The sequence below is a fragment of the Rhodococcus sp. Chr-9 genome (assembly GCF_000801125.1).
Classification (GTDB): domain Bacteria; phylum Actinomycetota; class Actinomycetes; order Mycobacteriales; family Mycobacteriaceae; genus Rhodococcus; species Rhodococcus pyridinivorans.
Genome location: NZ_JTIZ01000071.1, coordinates 18681 through 36453, shown reverse-complemented (window position 1 = coordinate 36453; position 17773 = coordinate 18681). Strand labels below are relative to the sequence as shown.

General features: G+C 70.3%; 12 protein-coding genes and 1 pseudogene. 7 read left to right on the top strand and 6 right to left on the bottom strand.

The window, feature by feature from the left end; all coding sequences use genetic code 11:
• Positions 1-115 precede the first annotated feature (115 nt).
• From QR64_RS07650 to QR64_RS07645, 3 genes and pseudogenes are all read left to right on the top strand, one after another.
• Positions 116-2530 (top strand): annotated as a pseudogene (locus QR64_RS07650) (ATP-dependent helicase); the annotation flags it as partial.
• 1 nt (position 2531) lies between these two features.
• Positions 2532-3411 (top strand): RecB family exonuclease (locus QR64_RS27665; RefSeq protein ID WP_235367051.1); only part of this gene is annotated, 880 nt, incomplete at its 5' end.
• Complete coding sequence (locus QR64_RS07645; RefSeq protein WP_039584785.1) at positions 3408-6764, top strand: ATP-dependent helicase; 3357 nt, start codon at positions 3408-3410, stop codon at positions 6762-6764. The genes QR64_RS27665 and QR64_RS07645, both read left to right, overlap by 4 nt.
• 7 nt (positions 6765-6771) lie before the next feature.
• Here the strand turns inward: QR64_RS07645 and QR64_RS07640 are convergent, their stop codons facing one another.
• Positions 6772-7836: an NAD-dependent epimerase/dehydratase family protein gene (locus QR64_RS07640; protein ID WP_039584784.1), complete on the bottom strand. Its 1065-nt coding sequence runs from the start codon at positions 7834-7836 to the stop codon at positions 6772-6774.
• 49 nt (positions 7837-7885) lie between these two features.
• Complete coding sequence (locus QR64_RS07635) at positions 7886-8275, bottom strand: MauE/DoxX family redox-associated membrane protein (RefSeq protein ID WP_033097208.1); 390 nt, start codon at positions 8273-8275, stop codon at positions 7886-7888.
• A gap of 121 nt (positions 8276-8396) precedes the next feature.
• Between QR64_RS07635 and QR64_RS07630 the strand changes: the two genes are divergently transcribed.
• Together QR64_RS07630 and nudC are read left to right on the top strand one after the other, a co-directional pair.
• On the top strand, positions 8397-9485 hold the full coding sequence (locus QR64_RS07630; RefSeq protein ID WP_006550264.1) for a potassium channel family protein: 1089 nt from the start codon (positions 8397-8399) through the stop codon (positions 9483-9485).
• A 9-nt stretch (positions 9486-9494) separates the two neighbouring features.
• On the top strand, positions 9495-10394 hold the full coding sequence (gene nudC / locus QR64_RS07625) for an NAD(+) diphosphatase (RefSeq protein ID WP_006550265.1): 900 nt from the start codon (positions 9495-9497) through the stop codon (positions 10392-10394).
• A gap of 111 nt (positions 10395-10505) precedes the next feature.
• On the opposite strand, the gene QR64_RS07620 is transcribed toward nudC, so the two are convergent.
• The gene (locus QR64_RS07620) at positions 10506-10760 is read right to left on the bottom strand and encodes a mycoredoxin (RefSeq protein ID WP_024101470.1); all 255 of its coding nucleotides are present in this window, start codon (positions 10758-10760) and stop codon (positions 10506-10508) included.
• Positions 10761-10872: 112 nt separating this feature from the next.
• Between QR64_RS07620 and QR64_RS07615 the strand changes: the two genes are divergently transcribed.
• A complete protein-coding gene (locus tag QR64_RS07615) occupies positions 10873-13014 on the top strand; it encodes an ATP-dependent DNA helicase UvrD2 (protein ID WP_183079265.1) in 2142 nt (713 codons plus the stop codon).
• A 661-nt stretch (positions 13015-13675) separates the two neighbouring features.
• Entirely contained in the window at positions 13676-14002 is a 327-nt protein-coding gene (locus QR64_RS07610) for a WhiB family transcriptional regulator (RefSeq protein ID WP_228044579.1), read from the top strand.
• A 19-nt stretch (positions 14003-14021) separates the two neighbouring features.
• On the opposite strand, the gene QR64_RS07605 is transcribed toward QR64_RS07610, so the two are convergent.
• The 3 genes from QR64_RS07605 to QR64_RS07595 all read right to left on the bottom strand — a co-directional run bounded on the left by QR64_RS07605 (position 14022) and on the right by QR64_RS07595 (position 17765).
• A complete protein-coding gene (locus QR64_RS07605) occupies positions 14022-15347 on the bottom strand; it encodes an ABC1 kinase family protein (RefSeq protein WP_033097113.1) in 1326 nt (441 codons plus the stop codon).
• Positions 15344-16234 carry a hypothetical protein gene (locus tag QR64_RS07600; protein WP_019288462.1) on the bottom strand — a complete coding sequence of 297 codons (891 nt, stop codon included), beginning with the start codon at positions 16232-16234 and terminating at the stop codon, positions 15344-15346. Before QR64_RS07600 ends, QR64_RS07605 begins: the two co-directional genes overlap by 4 nt.
• A gap of 85 nt (positions 16235-16319) precedes the next feature.
• Positions 16320-17765 (bottom strand): zinc-dependent metalloprotease, encoded by a 1446-nt coding sequence (locus QR64_RS07595; RefSeq protein WP_024101466.1) that lies wholly within the window; start codon positions 17763-17765, stop codon positions 16320-16322.
• Positions 17766-17773 lie beyond the last annotated feature (8 nt).

Genomic DNA, 17773 nt, shown 5'->3' with positions numbered 1-17773 from the left:
GGACGCTGTCGTACCCGTCTGGTGGGATGGGGTCATGCTCGACGTCGATACCGGCATCCCCGACCTGCACCCACCACGGGCGCAGGTCACCGACCTGCCCGCCACCGTCTCGCGCATGTCCGAACCGCAGATCCCCGATCGCGTCCGCCGCCCGGCCGCGCGCCTCGTGCGCAGGTCCGCCGAGGCGCCGGTGGCCCGCGAGTGGCCCGACGACGTGCGCGTGCTGTTCGACGACGCCCCGCCCTCCCTCCGCTGGCGGCCGTGGCAGGTCCTCGGCGGTCCCGGCACGGGCAAGACGTCCCTGCTGGTCGACCTCGCGGTCCACCGCATCGCCTCCGGCGCCGATCCCGAGTCGGTGCTCATCCTCACGCATTCGCGGCGGGCCGCCACCGCCGTGCGCGAGGCGATCACGGCCGGTCTGATCGCGCTCGGCGACGGCGCAGTGCCCCGCGCCACACGCGAGCCGCTCGTCCGTACCGTCCACTCCTACGCCTTCGCGGTGCTGCGGTTGCAGGCCTCGGCGCACGGCAATCCGCCGCCCCGTCTGATCACCGGCGCCGAACAGGACGCCGTGCTGCGCGAACTGCTGCGCGGCGACATCGATGACGGCGCCGGGATGTGGCCCGAGCGGTTGCGTCCGGCACTGGGCATGACGGGCTTCGCCGTCGAACTGCGCGACCTGATGTTGCGCGCCAACGAGCGCGGTCTCGGCCCGGAGGATCTGGTCGCGCTCGGGGAGCGCCGCAATCGGCCCGAATGGGTCGCGGCCGGGCGTTTCGCGGAGCGCTACGAGCAGGTGATGCTGCTTCGCGGTGCCGTCGGTCTCGAAGCTCCGGAGGCCACCGCTCCGGCACTCGACGCGGCCGAACTCGTCGGCGCGGCGCTCGCGGCGTTCGCGACCGATCCCGATCTGCTGGCCGCCGAGCGCGGCCGCATCCGCCACCTGCTCGTCGACGACGCCCAGCATCTCGATCCGCAGGCCGCCGACCTGGTCCGCGTGATCGGTACCGGCACCCGCACGAGCACGATCGCCGGCGACCCCGATCAGGCCGTCTTCGGCTTCCGCGGCGCCGACACCTCCTTCCTCGAGAGTCTCGGCGAGGCCGACGGATCGCGCCGCATCGTGTTGGGTGTCAACCATCGTGCCGCTCCCGAGGTGGCGTCCCTCGCCGACGGGATCACCCGCAGACTGCCGGGCCTGCCGCCGCACCGGGGTATGGCCGGGCACCGCGTCGAGGAGGGCGATCCGGGGCAGGTCCGCGTGGCGGTGTGCTCGTCGCAGGCCAAGGAGGCGGCACTGGTCGCCGACACCCTGCGCCGGTCCCATCTCGTCGACGGTGTGCCGTGGTCGCGCATGGCGATCGTTGTCCGGTCCGTGCCGCGGGTACTCGCGCCGCTGCGTCGCGCGCTGCTCGCGGCGGGCGTCCCGATGACGACCGCCGCCTCCGAACTCCCGCTGGCCCGCCAGCACAGCGTCGCGGGACTGCTGCTCGTGCTGCGCGCGGTATCCGACAGTGGCTTCGGCGGGGACGAAGCACTTGCCCTGCTGTCCGGGCCCATCGGCGGTGCCGAACCGGTCGCGCTGCGGAGACTGCGGCGTGGTCTGCGGCGGGTCGAGCTAGCATCGGGCAACGACCGCGACTCCGCCGAACTGCTGCGCATCCTGCTCACCGAGGGCGACGACACCGCCGGGAACTCGCATCTGATCCGCGGGCTGACCGACGTCGAGGCGGCACCGCTGAGGAAGGTGCTCGGTGTGCTGCGCAAGGCCCGCTCGGCGGCGCTGCGCGGGGGCGGTCTCGAGGACGTGCTGTGGGAGGCATGGCAGGCCACCGGACTCGAACGGCGATGGGCCGCCGCGTCGGCCTGGGGTGGGCCGATCGGGGCGCAGGCCGACCGCGATCTCGACGGCGTCGTGGCTCTGTTCGACGCCGCCGCCGACTACGTCGACCGTCTGCCCCGCGCACACATCGCCGGGTTCGTCGACTATCTCACCGAGCAGGAGATCCCTGCGACGGCTCGCACCCGTGTCGCCGCCGAATCCGAAGCGGTCACGGTCGTCAGCGCGCACTCCGCCGCCGGTCGCGAATGGGACGTCGTGGTGGTCGCCGGTGTCCAGGAAGGGCTGTGGCCGAGCCTGCGCGCCCGCGGCACCCTGCTCGGCATCGAGGCCCTGATCGACGCGGTCTCCGGTGCCGACGGCGGCGACGAGGCCGGTTCGCGGCTCTCCCGCACCGCACCGCTGCTCGCCGAGGAGCGGCGCCTGTTCCTGGTGGCATGCAGTCGCGCCCGCACCCACCTTCTGGTGACCGCCGTCGATTCGGTGAGCGGCGACAGCGAACTGGTCCGGTCCCGTTTCGTCGACGAACTGCGCGGTGTCGGCACCGACGACCTCGACGCGCCCGACGACCTCCTGGCCGAACCGGCGCCCGACGAGGTCCGCACCCGCGTGCTGGCCCTGCCCGCCCTCGTCGCCGAACTGCGCAGCGTGGTCTGCGATCCCGAGATCGCCGAGACCGAACCCGAACGANCGCGCGCGCCGGGGTGCGCGGCGCCCACCCCGACGACTGGTACGGCACGGCCGATCCCAGCACCGCCGACCCGCTGTGGGATCCCGACGACGACGCGGTGCGATTGTCGCCGTCCACGGTCGAACAGCTCACGACGTGTCCGCTGCGGTGGATGTTCGAGCGCCACGGCGGTTCCGACGGCGAGAACAGCCATGCCGTCACCGGCACGCTGGTACATACCCTCGTCCAGGCGCTCGCCGGGCGGATCCCTCCCGACCGCATCGACCAGGCCCTCGAGAAGGCATGGGACTCGGTCGATCTGGGTGCCGAATGGTATGCCCGCCGCGAGCTCGAACGCACCCGCCGCATGCTCGACACCTTCTCGACGTGGCTGCAGGGCACACGCGGAGAGCTCACCGAGATCGGCGTCGAGATCAAGGTCGACGGCATCCTCGAACCCGATTCCGACGACAAGCCCCGCGTGCGGCTCCGTGGTCGCATCGACCGGCTCGAACGCGACGCCGAGGGCCGCCCGGTCGTCATCGACGTCAAGACCGCGAAGAACCCGGTGTCGAAGGACGCCGCGCGCGATCATGCCCAGCTCGCCGCCTACCAGGTGGCCGCGGCGGCCGGCGCGATCGAGGGCGAACCGGCATCGGAGCCCGGTGGCGCGCGCCTGGTCTTCGTGGCGAAGCCGCACAACAAGGAAGGCGCGACGCAGCGCGTGCAACCGCCCCTCGACGAGGACGGTCTCGCGCAGTGGCGGGAGATCATCCACGACGCGGCGGCCGCGACCCGTGGCCCCCGCTTCGTTGCGAGGGTCAACGACGGGTGCCGGCACTGCCCGGTGCTGTCGAGCTGCCCGGCACACGACGAAGGCAGGCAGGTGACAGGGGAATGAGTGCACCACGGGTGAGCGCGAAGCGCCTGGCGGAGGCACTGGGACAGTTGCCGCCGACGACCGAGCAGGCCGCCGTCATCGAGGCCCCGCCCGGCCCGATGCTGGTCGTCGCCGGGGCCGGTGCCGGCAAGACCGAGACGATGGCCGCGCGGGTGGTGTGGCTCGTCGCCAACGGTCTCGTCGAACCCGAGCAGGTGCTGGGCCTGACCTTCACGCGTAAGGCCGCGCAGCAGCTCACGGCCCGCATCCGGGCGCGCCTGGCCAAGCTCGCCGGATCGGCGCTCCTGCGCGACCTCGATCCGAGCGGCGGGTTGCGCGCACGGATCCTCGGCAGCGAACCCGAGGTGAGCACATACCACGCATACGCCGGTCGCCTGCTCACCGAGCACGGTCTGCTGCTGCCCATCGAACCGTCGGCGACGCTGCTGTCCGAGACCGAGCTGTGGCAGGTCGCGCACCGCGTGGTCAGCTCGTGGGACGGCGAACTCGACACCGACCGCAATCCCGCATCGGTGACCGAGGCCGTTCTCGCCCTGTCCGGCCAGCTCTCCGAGCACCTCGTCGAGCCGGATCTGCTGCGCGACGCCCACGTCGAACTCGAACAGCTGGTGCACACCCTCCCGCCCGGCCCGGGGCAGCGCGGAGCACCGTCGAAGACGCTGCTCGGCTACCTCGAGACCCAGCACGCGCGGTTGCAGTTGCTTCCGCTCGTCGAACGGCTGTCCGAGACACTGCGTCGCGAAGGTGCTCTCGACTTCGGGAGCCAGATGTCGCTCGCCGCGCGGGTCGCCCGCGATCACCGCGAGGTGGGAGCCGGGGAGCGGGAACGATTCCGGGCTGTGCTGCTCGACGAGTACCAGGACACCGGGCACGCCCAGCGCGTGTTACTCGCCGCCCTGTTCGGCGGTGGCGCCGATCCCGGTCTCGCGGTCACCGCGGTCGGCGATCCCATGCAGTCCATCTACGGCTGGCGCGGCGCGTCGGCCGCCAACCTGCCGCGGTTCGCGACCGACTTCCCGGCGGCCGACGGCGAGCCGGCACCCACCCGCGAACTGCTCACCAGCTGGCGCAATCCGCCGCAGGCCCTCGAACTGGCGAACGTCTCGTCCGAACCTCTGCGCGATCGCGGGGTGTCGGTCAGCCGGTTGCGTCCCCGCCCCGACGCGGCCGCCGGCGACGTCCGCCTCGCGTTGCACTCCGACGTCGCGGTGGAACGCGACTGGGTCGCCGACCGGATCGCCGACGAGTACGCCGCCGCCCGCGAGGCCGGACGCACACCGCCGACCGCTGCGGTCCTCGTCCGGCGCAACGCCGACGCCGCTCCGATCGCCGAGGCGCTGCGCGCCCGCGACCTTCCGGTCGAGGTCGTCGGCATCGGCGGGTTGCTGCACACGCCCGAAGTCGCCGACGTGCTCGCGATGCTGCGCCTGGCGGCGGATCCGCTGGCCGGGAGCGCAGCTGTGCGGGTGCTCACCGGCGCCCGCTGGCAGCTCGGTGCCGCCGACCTGAAGGCACTGTGGGAGCGCGCCCAGGAACTGGCCATCGCGGGACGCTGGGGTGTCGCCGGTGCGGTGACCGATCCCGACGCGCTCGAGGACGCCCTCGATTCGGCGCTGCCCGGTGAATATGCCGACCAGGCCGGTCTCGCTGATGCGATCTCCGATCCCGGCGACAGCAGCCGCTATTCGAAGTTCGGCTACGCGCGCATCGTCGCGCTCGGTCGCGAATTGACCTCCCTGCGCGAGCGGCTCGGCCAGCCGCTCACCGAACTCGTCGCCGAGGTCGAGCGTGTGCTCGGTATCGGCATCGAGACCGAGGCCCGCGTGGGCCGCCGACGCGGTGTCGCCGGCCGCGAGCATCTCGACGCCTTCGCCTCGGTCGTCGCGTCCTACGCGGGGCGGACCAACGCGACCCTGCCCGGTTTGCTGTCCTATCTCGCGGCGGCGGAGGAGATCGAGCAGGGGCTCGCGCCCGGTGAGGTGGAAGTCGACCCCGACCGCGTGCAGGTCCTCACCGTCCACTCCGCGAAAGGCCTCGAATGGGAGGTCGTCGCCGTCCCACATGTCGCTGCCGGGGTCTTCCCATCCTCCACCGCCGCCGCGACCTGGCTCGGTTCGACGACCGAACTTCCCCCGCACTTGCGGGGCGACCGGGTGCTGCCCGCCGACGATCCGGGCAGCACCGACGGTGTGCCCGTGCTCGAGCTCGACGACCTCTCCGATCGCAAGATGCTCGAGCGGGCCATCGACTCCCACAAGGACGCGCTCAAGCGCCGCAAGCTCGACGAGGACCGTCGGCTGTTCTACGTCGCTCTCACCCGCACCGAACGAACACTGTTCGTCTCCGCCCACCACTGGGCAGACACCGGATCCGAACCGAAGGGACCCTCGCCGTTCCTCGAGGAACTGCACGAGATCGTCACGGCCCGGCCCGAACTCGGTGCGATCGACCACTGGGCTCCGGAACCCGAACCGAAGGAGGAGAACCCGCTCACGGCCTCACCGCGCAGCGCACTGTGGCCGCGCGACCCGCTCGGTGCCCGGCGCACCGAGGTCGAACGCGGCGCGGCACTGGTCCTCGCCGAGTTCGACCGGACCGACCTCCCGACCGAATACGACGACGATCCCGACGAGTGGGCCACCGACGTCGATGCGCTCCTGGCCGAACGCGAACAGCGCGCCGAGCAGAGCGCCGAGGTGGTGCTGCCCGCACAGCTGTCAGTCAGCCAACTCGTCGATCTCGCCACCGATCCCGACGCCCTCGCCGCGCGTCTGCGTCGTCCGTTGCCGTTCCGGCCCAATCCGCTCGCGCGTCGCGGCACCGCCTTCCACGCGTGGCTCGAGCGCAGATTCGGCGCGACGCGCCTGCTCGACCTCGACGAGCTTCCCGGTGCCGACGACGAGGACGGCGACGATTCGCACTTCGACCGGCTCCAGGAGGCATTCCTGCGGTCGAAGTGGGCGTCGCGCAACCCCGTCGAGGTCGAGGTGCCGTTCGAAACGGCCCTGGGCGGCACCGTGATCCGCGGACGTATCGACGCCGTCTTCGAGGATCCGGACGGCGGTTGGACGGTCATCGACTGGAAGACCGGCGCCGAACCGGAAGGCGAGAAGCTCGCCGCGGTGGGTGTGCAGCTCGCCGCCTACCGGCTCGCCTGGGCCCAGTTGATGGCAGCGCGGACCGAGCGGCTCACCGGCCGACCGGCCGAACTGCCGCTGCACAAGGTCCGAGCGGCCTTCCACTACGTCCGCACCGGACGCACCGTCGCGCCCGAGGAACTGCCGAATGCGGCGATGCTCGAACGCCTCGTGCTCGAGGCGGGGAATCTGCGAGGGCGTGCCGACGGCGAGTGACGCAACCTCAGGGGCGCTGCCCGATACCGGTGGCCGCTTCGTGTGCCCGGCGTCCGGCGGTATCGGGTGCAAGGGGAGCGGTGGGCATCCCGGCTCCCTCCCGCAGTCCCGACAGGAATTCCTCGAGGATCTCGGGCGGCGAATACTGCGGTTCCCAGCCCAGTTCTGTGCGGGCGCGCGTGTTGTCGAGCAATGGAAGTTGCAGCACGGTGTCGAGCAGGCCGGGGGAGGCCGGAACGAGATGCGCGTGCCAGGCCGCCCGCACGGCCTTGCGGAGTGCTGCACGCGGTACGTGGATCTTCCTGGCGGAGAACATCTCTGCCAGGAACGCGCCGTCCACGGGCGGTTCCGTGGCGAGGTTGAACGCGCCGCGGACGGGCCGGACGGTCGCACGGACGAAGGCGTCGGCCACGTCGCTCGTGTGCAGTACCTGGGCACGCAGATCCTCGACCAGCGGCATCACGGGGAGCAGTCCGCTGCGCAGCAGGTTTCCCGGGAGCAGGGGGCCGACGAACAGGCGTCGCTGTGAGGTCGCCGATTCGCGCTTGAAGAGGAAGTAGGGCCGCATCCGTACGATGCGCATCTCCGGCGCCCGCAGTTCGAGGGTGTCGAGAAAACGTTCCAGATACGACTTCTCGCGGGGATAGGCGGCACCCGGCCACCCGTGCGTGGGCCAGTCCTCGGTGACGCGATCCGTCGAGCGTCCGGGCGAATAGGCCGCGACCGACGACGAGTAGATCAGCGCGGGAACCTTCTCCGCGGCAGCCGCCTCGAAGACAGAGATCGCGCCGAGCACATTGTTCTCCCAGGTCACCTCCGGGCGGTGCGTGGGTTGGAACAGCCAGGACAGGTGGATCACCGCGTCCGCGCCCCGCACGATGGGGCGGAAGTCGTCGGTGGTGGTGTCGGCGACCGTGAAGGTCGCCTTGGGGGACGTCCATTCCGTCGGTCGTCGCGCGACGCCGACGATCTCGGTGACGTCGGGTTCGCGTCCGAGCGCCTCGACGATCCCGGTTCCCAGATTTCCGGTCGCGCCGACGACGACCACCTTCAGGCCACGTGCGGTGTCCATACCGACGCATACCCGCTCGCTGTGACCTCACTCACCGCGTGTGGTCAGCTCAGCGGGAGGATGTGCGGCGGACCTTCAGTGCCTCGGTGACGAGCGGGACCTGCAGCGGGAGCCGGGCGAGCGACACCGCCTTGGCGGCGGGGGAGAGCTTCGGGCTGCGCAGCCACGTCACGGCCATCTGCACGTTGGCGGGGAAGACCGCCAGGAACAGCGCCGCGGCCAGGGAACCGCCGAGGCGCCGGGTGCGGGGCACGGCGAGCGCGCCGGCGACGGCGATCTCCGCGACCCCCGAGGCGTAGGTGTAGGTGCGGGCATCACCCGGCAGGGCGCGGGGCACCATGCCGTCGAACGGTTCCGGTCGCACGAAGTGCAGGACCCCCACGCCGAGAAGTAGACCTGCCAGCCGGATCGCAGAGCGCTGCGACGCTTTCGTGGACATGCGTGCCACACTAGCGCGCGGCGGTACGCTGCGATCCGGTACCGGGCGCAGTTCGTTCGGTACCGCGACGACCGAGGGTGGCCACCAGTGGAGGCCGACAGCAGGAAGGTGGGACACCGCGATGCCCGGGAGGTTGCGTGCGCGGTTCAGCCGCTCCGATCAGCTCACCGAGCGCCCCGACTTCGCGCTCGTCGGTGTGCTGCGCGTACCCCAGGAACAGACGAGTCCCGGACTCGCGATCGCGCGTCGCATCGGCTACGCGTTCGCGGCGCTGTTCCTCGCGGTCGTCGTGGTCTACCTCGATCGCGATGGCTACCGCGACGCCCAGGGCGACGAACTGTCGCTGCTGGACTGCGTCTACTACGCCACGGTCTCGCTCTCGACCACCGGCTACGGCGACATCACCCCGTTCACACCCGAAGCGCGCCTGATCAACATCTTGCTGATCACCCCGCTCCGGGTGTTCTTCCTCATCGTGCTCGTCGGTACCACTCTGTCGGCACTGACCGAGAGTTCCCGGCAAGCATTCAAGATCCAGCGTTGGAGGCGCCGCGTGCGTAATCACACCGTCGTCATCGGTTACGGCACCAAGGGCCGTACCGCAGTCGACGCGATGCTCGGCGACGGGGTACCCCCGTCCGAGATCGTCGTGGTCGACACCGATCCGGTGGTTCTCGAGTCCGCGGCCGGCCAGGGCCTCGTGACGGTCCAGGGTTCGGCGACGAAGTCCGATGTGCTCCGGCTCGCCGGGGTGCAGCACGCGTCGGCGGTGATCGTCGCCGCGAACCGCGACGACACCGCGGTGCTCGTGACCCTCAGCGCCCGCGAGATCGCCCCGCGCGCGAAGATCGTCGCCGCCATCCGCGAGTCGGAGAACACCCACCTGCTGCGTCAGTCCGGTGCCGACTCGGTGGTCATCTCGTCGGAGACGGCGGGGCGACTGCTCGGCATCGCCACGACCACGCCGAACGTTGTCGAGATGATCGAGGACCTGCTCACCCCGGAAGCCGGGTTCGCCATCACCGAACGCGATGTCGACCCCAGCGAGGTCGGGGGATCCCCGCGGCATCTCAAGGACATCGTGCTCGCCGTCGTCCGCGACGGGCGGATGTGGCGGATCGGTTCGCCCGAGGTCGACGCGCTCGAAGCGAACGACAAACTGCTCTACATCCGGCTGGTGGGTTCGTCGCCGGGCGCCATGCGTGGCTAGGGTGCTGATGTGACCGGTTTCGCTCTGTCGGGTACCCCGCTGCTCTCACGTACCGTCGTCGACCGGGCGGAGGAACTGCGTTCGGACGAGGACGCCCTGCGCGCCGGCTGGGCCGGTGCGAAACTCCTGCGGGTCGATCGTCGCAACCAGGTCCGTGTCTCCGACAACGCGCTCGTGCTCGGTGAGGCGTCCGAACTCGGTCCCGAACCGGTCGAGGGCGCGATCTTCCTGGGTATCCGCGACGGACACCACGTCTGGGCGTCTCGCGTCCTGGCGCAGACGGGCACGGTGGCCGATCTGCGGCGCATCGGCGAGCGTCTCGACGATGCCGACGCCGATCTGATGGTCAGCGCGGTCGCGTTGCTGAACTGGCACGACAACGCCGGCTACAGCGCGGTCGACGGCTCGCCCACCCGTCCGACGATGTCCGGCTGGTCGCGGATCAGCACCGAGACCGGACACCAGGAGTTCCCTCGCACCGACCCGGCGATCATCTGCCTCGTACACGACGGACACGACCGGGTGCTGCTCGCCCGGCAACCGGTGTGGCCCGAGCGGCGCTTCTCCGTTCTCGCAGGCTTCGTCGAAGCCGGTGAGTCGCTCGAATCGTGCGTGGTGCGGGAGATCCGTGAAGAGGTCGGTGTCGAGGTGCGCGACGTGCGGTATCTCGGCAGTCAGCCCTGGCCGTTCCCTCGATCGCTCATGCTCGGATTCGCGGCGATCGCCGATCCCGAGCAGGCGCTGGACTTCCGCGACGGGGAGATCACCGAGGCGCGGTGGTTCACTCGTGACGAGGTCCGTGCGGCGCTGGCGACTGGCGACTGGGCGTCCGCCGAGGACGCCCCGCTGTTGTTGCCCGGTTCGATCTCCATTGCGCGCGGGATGCTCGAGGGCTGGGCCAAGGAGTAGCAGGCCGTGCGGTAGAGGGCACTGCGGTAGAGGGCGCAGGATCGAGTCGGGACCGGACACGGGTAAGGCCGGCCGCGACGAACGCGACCGGCCTTACCGGAAGAGCGGGAGCTACAGACCCAGAGCGCGCTGGACCTCGGCGAGCGACGGGTTGGTCGCGGTGCTGCCGTCGGCGAACTTGACGGTGGGCACCACGTGGTTGCCGTTGTTGACGCTGCCGACGAACTCCGCGGCGGCCGGATCCGACTCGATGTCGATCTCGGCGTATGGGATGCCGTTCTGGTCGAGCTGGGTCTTCAGCCGCCTGCAGTAACCGCACCAGGTGGTGGAGTAGACGGTGAGGGCGGGTGCGTCGGTGGGCGTCATGTCTTCGAGAACATCACAGCCGCCGAACATGTTCCGCGACGGGGTGAGCTGTGGTCCTCACCACACCGGGTGATCTCACCGGTGGGCTGCGCTGTCGGCGGTCGCTGTCATGATGGAGGCCATGTGTGCGGATGTGGTGGACGGTCTCGACCCCGAGCAGGCAGCAGCGGTGCTCGCCCCACGCGGGCCGGTCTGCGTGCTCGCCGGCGCCGGTACCGGCAAGACCCGCACGATCACCCGCCGCATCGCCCATCTCGTCTCGGCCGGTCACGTCTCCGCGAGCCAAGTCCTCGCCGTCACCTTCACCGCCCGCGCGGCAGGGGAGATGCGTTCCCGCCTACGCGCCCTGGGCATCGGTGGCGACGGTACGCAGGTGCAGGCCCGCACCTTCCACGCCGCTGCGCTGCGGCAGCTGCGGTACTTCTGGCCGCAGGTGGTCGGCGACACACCCTGGCAACTGCTCGATCGCAAGTTCGCGGCGGTCTCGCAGGCGGCGCACCGGTGCGGCTTCCCGACCGACACCGACACCGTGCGCGACCTGCTGTCCGAGATCGAATGGTCCAAGGGCACGCTCGTCGCGCCCGAGGACTATCCCGCCGCGGCCGCCCGCGCCCACCGCACCCCACCGGCCGATCCCGAGCGGGTCGCGCGTGTCTACGAGACGTACGAGCAGCTCAAGACCCGGTCGGGCGACGGGATGTATCTCGACTTCGACGACTTGCTGCTGCACACCGCCGCGGCCCTCGAGGACAACCTCGCGGTGGCCGAGGAGTTCCGCGACCGCTACCGCTGCTTCGTCGTCGACGAGTACCAGGACGTCACGCCGCTGCAGCAGCGCGTGCTCGACGCGTGGCTCGGCGCGCGCGACGACCTCACGGTGGTCGGCGACGCCAACCAGACCATCTACTCGTTCACGGGCGCCACCCCGAAGCACCTGCTCGACTTCTCCCGCCGGTTCCCCGACGCCACGGTCGTGCGCCTCGAACGCGACTACCGCTCCACGCCGGAGGTGGTCGACCTCGCCAACCGCGTGATCGGTGCGGCGCGGGGCCGCATCGCCGGCACCCGGCTCAAGCTCATCGGTCAGCGTCCGTCCGGGCCGGAGCCCACCTTCGCCGAGTTCGACGACGAACCCGCCGAAGCGCAGGCGGTCGCCAAGGCCGTCGCGAAGCTGATGGGCAAGGGGGTCCCGGCGGCCGAGATCGCGGTGCTCTACCGCATCAACGCCCAGTCCGAGGCCTACGAGCAGGCGTTCACGCAGGCGGGTATCCCGTACCAGGTGCGCGGCGGTGAAGGTTTCTTCAACCGCGCGGAGGTCCGGCAGGCGGTCAACGCGCTGCGTCAGGTGGGTACGCGCGACGACCTGCCGGAGGATGCCGGTCGCGGTGCCGGGCTGCGCAGCCTCGTCCGGGCCACCTTGGTGCCGCTGGGCCTGACCGACACCGAACCGGTGGGTGCGCAGGCACGCGAGCGCTGGGCGTCGCTCGTCGCGCTCGTGCAGCTCACCGAGGAACTGCTCGAGCACGAACCCGATCTCGATCTGCAGGGTCTGTTGCGCGATCTCGCGGCCCGTGCCGAGGCGCGCCAGCCACCGACGGTCCAGGGCGTCACCCTCGCGTCGCTGCATGCGGCGAAGGGCCTCGAATGGGACGCCGTCTTCCTCGTCGGACTCACCGACGGCACCCTGCCGATCACTCATGTCACCGGCGACAAGGACACACCGCCCGACGAGGCCGGCATCGAGGAGGAACGGCGGCTGCTCTATGTCGGTGTCACCCGAGCCCGTGTGCACCTGCAACTGTCGTGGGCGTTGTCCCGCACGGCGGGCGGACGTCGGTCGCGGCGACGCTCTCGATTCCTTCACGGGCTCATCCCCGACAGTTCACCCGCGTCGAAGATCGCCGAACCGTCCTCCCCGCGGAAGAAGCGCCCGCAATGTCGCGTCTGTGGCAAGCCGCTCATGGGCACCACCTCGACCATGCTCGGCCGCTGCGAGGGTTGCCCATCCGATCTCGACGAGAATCTGCTGGTCGCGCTCAAGGAATGGCGCCGGGAGCGTTCGAAGGAGATGAAGGTTCCGGCCTACGTCGTCTTCAGCGACAACACCCTCGTCGCGATCGCCGAACAGCAGCCGCGCGACGATCGTGCGCTGGTCGCCATCCCGGGGATCGGGGCGAAGAAGCTCGAGCAGTACGGTGCCGACGTGCTCGCCCTCGTGCGGGGGGAGCGCACCGTCGACACCCTCGACCTCTGACGACTACCCGACCGTGTTCATTCGGCGCACAGGCAGAAGTAGTGCCCGGCCGGTCGCGGAACACCCGGAAGGTGCTTTTGTTCGAGCCGTCGTCGGCGCGCAACGCATCGAGCCCGAGGACGAGGCGTTCGGCCTCGTCGAGGTCGGGCAGGAGTCTCGTGGTCGCGAGGGACATGCCCTCCGACTTTGGTGCGGGGACGAAGAACGCGGCACGAAACCGCAGGTAGAAAATAACTTGTGCCGATCGTGCTCACGAATCTAGTCTGGATGACGATGTCACGGGAGACGGTCCGTGCGCGACGAGAAAGTGAGGTGGCCCCGATGCTCGGTTTCGATGCTTTTGCAGCGGCAGCGGCCCCTCGTGTCGCTGGGGCCGCCGCTACCACTCGCACCGCCACATCTGTGGCACCCGCAGTGGCAGCCGCGCCGCGTGCACGCCGACGTGTGCACGCCGCCGCCGTCTCGTCCGTGGTCGGAAGTCGATCGGGAACTGTTTCCCGGTAGACCTTTCGTCTCCTCCAGGCCACGGACCCCGCCCAGCGGACCGTGGCCTTTCTCGTTCTCCGGCCGGGTTCGCATCGCATTCCACCGAACCAACGAAGGAGCTCACGTGCCGAGCGAATACCCGTCGAGCCTGCCGAACCGAACGGAAGGAGACGAGATGCGTTGTACCGACATCCTGTCGCGCAGCGACACTTTCGCGGTCTCCCGCAACGACCGCGACCGCGACACCCTGCCGTGCCACGACAACGACCCCGACCTCTGGTTCGCTGAGACCCCGGCCGATCTCGAGTACGCCAAGACGCTGTGTGCGGGCTGCCCGGTGCGTGCCCAGTGTCTCGACGCCGCTCTCGAGCGGGAGGAACCCTGGGGCGTGTGGGGCGGGGAGATCATCGACCGTGGTGTCGTCGTGGCCCGCAAGCGGCCGCGGGGCCGGCCGCGGAAGAATCCGCTGCCCGAACCCCGCAAGGAACTGGTCTGTGCGTGAATACGGTTGCCCGGCTTTGTCACTCCTCGACGAAGCCGGGTAGCCATTCACTGAGGATGCGCATGTACGGTGCCTCGGCGTCGAGCTGAGCGCAGATGCCGACCGAGCCGAGCAGCACCCGGAACACACTCACGTACTCGGGCGGAAGATTCAGCGTCCGAGCCGTCTTGAAGGTCGAACTCGAGAAGTCCGTGGCCGTGCCCGCCACCCGCTGCAGCCATGTGCGGGTGAAGTGGAACGACTCGGTGTGGATCGGGTCGGTGAACGGCCGGAGGTAGTCGGCGATCTCCTCGTCGGTGACCGTGCGGCCGGGCAGGACGAACTTGTTGTCGTAGAGCAGCCGGGTGAGTTCGTCGAAACGTTCCTCGAGGGCGAGTCGGACCATCCGTCCGAGCACCGGCGGGAAGCCGTCGGGCATCGACGCCGTGGCCCCGAAGTCGATGACTCCGAGACGGCCGTCGTCGAGAAGCATGAAATTGCCCGGATGCGGGTCGCTGTGGAGCAGACCGGCGCGCGCGGGCGAACAGAAGTGGAACTCCGCGAGCAGCGCACCGGCCCGGTTGCGCTGCTCCCGCGTGCCACCGCTGATGATCACAGACAGCGGAGTGGCCGAAAGCCATTCGGTCACGACGACTTTCGGGGCGCTCGCGACGACACGCGGGATCACGAACTTCTCGTCGCCGGCGAACGCCTTCGCGAAGGCTCGCTGGTTGTCGGCCTCGATCCGGTAGTCGAGCTCTTCCTCGGTGCGTGCGGACAACTCGTCGAGCAGCGCACGCACATCGGCACCCGGCATCATCGTGGCGAACAATCCGGCGAACCGGGACAGCGTGCGCATGTCGGCGCGCAGAGCCTCGTCGGCGCCCGGGTACTGGACCTTCACCGCGACCTCGCGTCCGTCCGACCACACGGCCCGGTGCACCTGGCCGATACTGGCCGACGCGACGGGCACGTCGTCGAACGACTCGAAGCGCTCACGCCACTTCGTGCCGAGTTGCTGGTCGAGCACGCGGTGCACGGCTTGGGCGGGCAGTGGAGGGGCCTCCGCCTGCAGTTTGGTGAGCGCCTCCCGATACGGCTCGGCGAACTCCTCCGGGACGGCGGCTTCCATCACGCTCAGGGCCTGGCCGAACTTCATGGCGCCGCCCTTGAGTTCGCCCAACACACTGAACAACTGTTCGGCGGCCTTCGCCGTCATCTCGGCGTCGATCTCCTCCCGATCTCCACCGGCGAGTCGACGGCCGAAACCGACAGCGGCGCGCCCGGCGATTCCCAGAGGAATGCTCGCGAGCTTGGCAGTGCGGGACGAGCTTCTGCGAGGGATGTCTGGCACGCCCCCCATCATGCCTGACCGACCCGAGCGATGGCCGAGCAGTCGCACCGGGGATGACGGAACCATCGGCGCGTGACGATGCGGTGGGTTCGCAGGTCCAGTTCGAGTGTGCGGTCGACCGCCGGGGTCACGGACGGATCTGCGGAGAGGAACGCCTCGATCTGGCCGACGGCCATCGCCGCGGTCGCCGACGTCACCGCCCTGCCGGCGTGGCCCTGCCGCCCGTACAGCTGACTCGCCAGTCGCGGCCAGGACGGATCGAGATCGGCCCGCACGAGATCGGCGCAGCGCAGACAACTGCTCCGGCCGGGGAGTACGAACGGGCCGACGATGCCGCGTCCGTCCCTGATCCGCACCGCGAGATGGGGGACACCGGCCCGCACGAGCATGTTCACGAGATGGGGGTCGGGCACCTGCCCGTCGGCGAGGACGACACAGTCGGCCGGGTCCTGCAGTTCGTCACCGGACGACGAGCGCACCCACCGCACATCCCATACCGGGAGATCCTCGACGATCGCCGAAGCGAGCGGACCCGAGCCGTGGACCCGCACCCGCCGCGGTCGCGCCGGACCGGGCGACGCGGGGACCTGCCGGACCGCACCCGTCGCGGTGAGCTCATCGAGCACCTGCCGGACCCGTCCGGACGGAAGCCCGCGCTCGGCTGCGACGTCCAGCACCTCGTCGAGGGTGAGCCGGCCGTCGAGCAGTCGGACGAGAACGCCGAGGTCGAAGCTGTCCATGCCCTGGGGTGGCAGGACGACGGTCGCGGTGCCGGGACCCCAGCCGAGCTGGAGCGAGCCGTCGGACCGCTCGAGCACGGCCAGTTCCGGATCGACCCGGAGAACCGCAGCCTCGGCCGGCGCGGGATTCGTGGTCGTCTCGCGCGATGCGGTGATCATGGAGACAGACTGACAGTATCCGCGCCCGTGGACGGCTCACGAGGAGCAGTTTGTCCACAGGCGCGGGTGCCTCTATCGGGTCGTTCTAGGAGGTGCTGTCGTCCCCGGGCCGGTCCTCGCCGGATCCGTCCTCGGCCGCGCGATCCCGTTCGGCCTGCTCACGTTCCATGGTCGCCTGAAGCTGGGCGATCGGATCCTCGAAGGCTCCGGTGCCACCGCCGATCACACGATCGACGAAGGCCGTCGGGTTGTCGAGATCCGACGAGTCCGGCAGCAGGTCGGGATGCGCCCACACATGGTCGCGGGCCTCGGTGCCGGCGTCGGTGGTGAGGCGTCGCCACAGCGCAGCGGCCTCGCGCACCTTCCGGGGCCGGAGCTCGAGGCCGACGAGCGTAGCGAAGGTCTGCTCGGCCGGTCCGCCCGTGGCGCGGCGACGGCGCAGGGTCTCGGTGAGGGCCGAGGCACCCGGGAGCCGCTCGCCGAGCGCGTCGGCGACGACCGTCTCGACCCAGCCCTCGACGAGCGCGAGCATCGTCTCGAGTCGTTCGAGTGCGGCCTTCTGCTCCGGGGTGGTCTGGGGTTCGAACGCGCCCTGCTTGAGGATTTCCTCGAGCTTGGACGGGTCGGTGAGTGCAGACGGGTCGAGTCCCTGGGCGAGATCCTCGATCGACGACATGTCCATGCGGATGCCGCGTGCGTACTCCTCGACGGTCGCCAGCATCCGCTGACGCAGCCACGGCACGTGGCTGTAGAGGCGCTGGTGGGCGGCCTCGCGTGCGGCGAGGAAGACGAGCACCTCCTGAGCGGGCTGCTCGAGTCCTTCACCGAAGCTCTCGACCGCGGCCGGCAGGAGAGCGGCGGTGCCCTCCGGGCCGAGGGGGAGACCGATGTCGGTGGAGGTGAGCACTTCCTTCGACAACTGGCCGAGGGCCTGGCCGAGCTGGGAGCCGAAAGCAACCCCACCCATCTGCGAGAACATCCCGAGCATGGGCCCGGCCATCGCACGGGCCTCCTCGGGCAGACCGTTCAGCATCATGCCGTTGACCTGCTCGGCGATCGGATCGCACAGGCGCTTCCACGTCTCGAGGGTGTTGTCGAGCCAGTCGACGGGCGTCCACGCCACGACCTTCGACGCACCCGCGGGCAGCGTGGTGGCCGCGTCGAGCCACAGTTCCGCGAGGCGCGCGGCGTCCGTCACGGCGTCGGCGGTACGGGGCGAGACCGGGTCGACGGACCCGATCTGCTGACGTGCGAGCTTCGTCGCGATGTCGTAGTTGACCGGACCCGAGCCGCCGCCGGAACCCATGGCGCTGCCCATACCGGCGAGCATCTGGCCGAACTGGCTGAGCATCTGACCGAACTGCGCGGGATCGAAGCCCTGACCGCCGAACGGGTTGTCGCCCCCACCGCTGCCGGGGAGTCCGAATCCGAAGGGCATGCCGCCACCGGCTCCGCCGCTACCGGAACCCTCGTCCTTCCTACGGTCGGGGTCGTCGTCGGGATTCGAGAATCCGAAGGGCGTGTCGCTCATGTATCCAA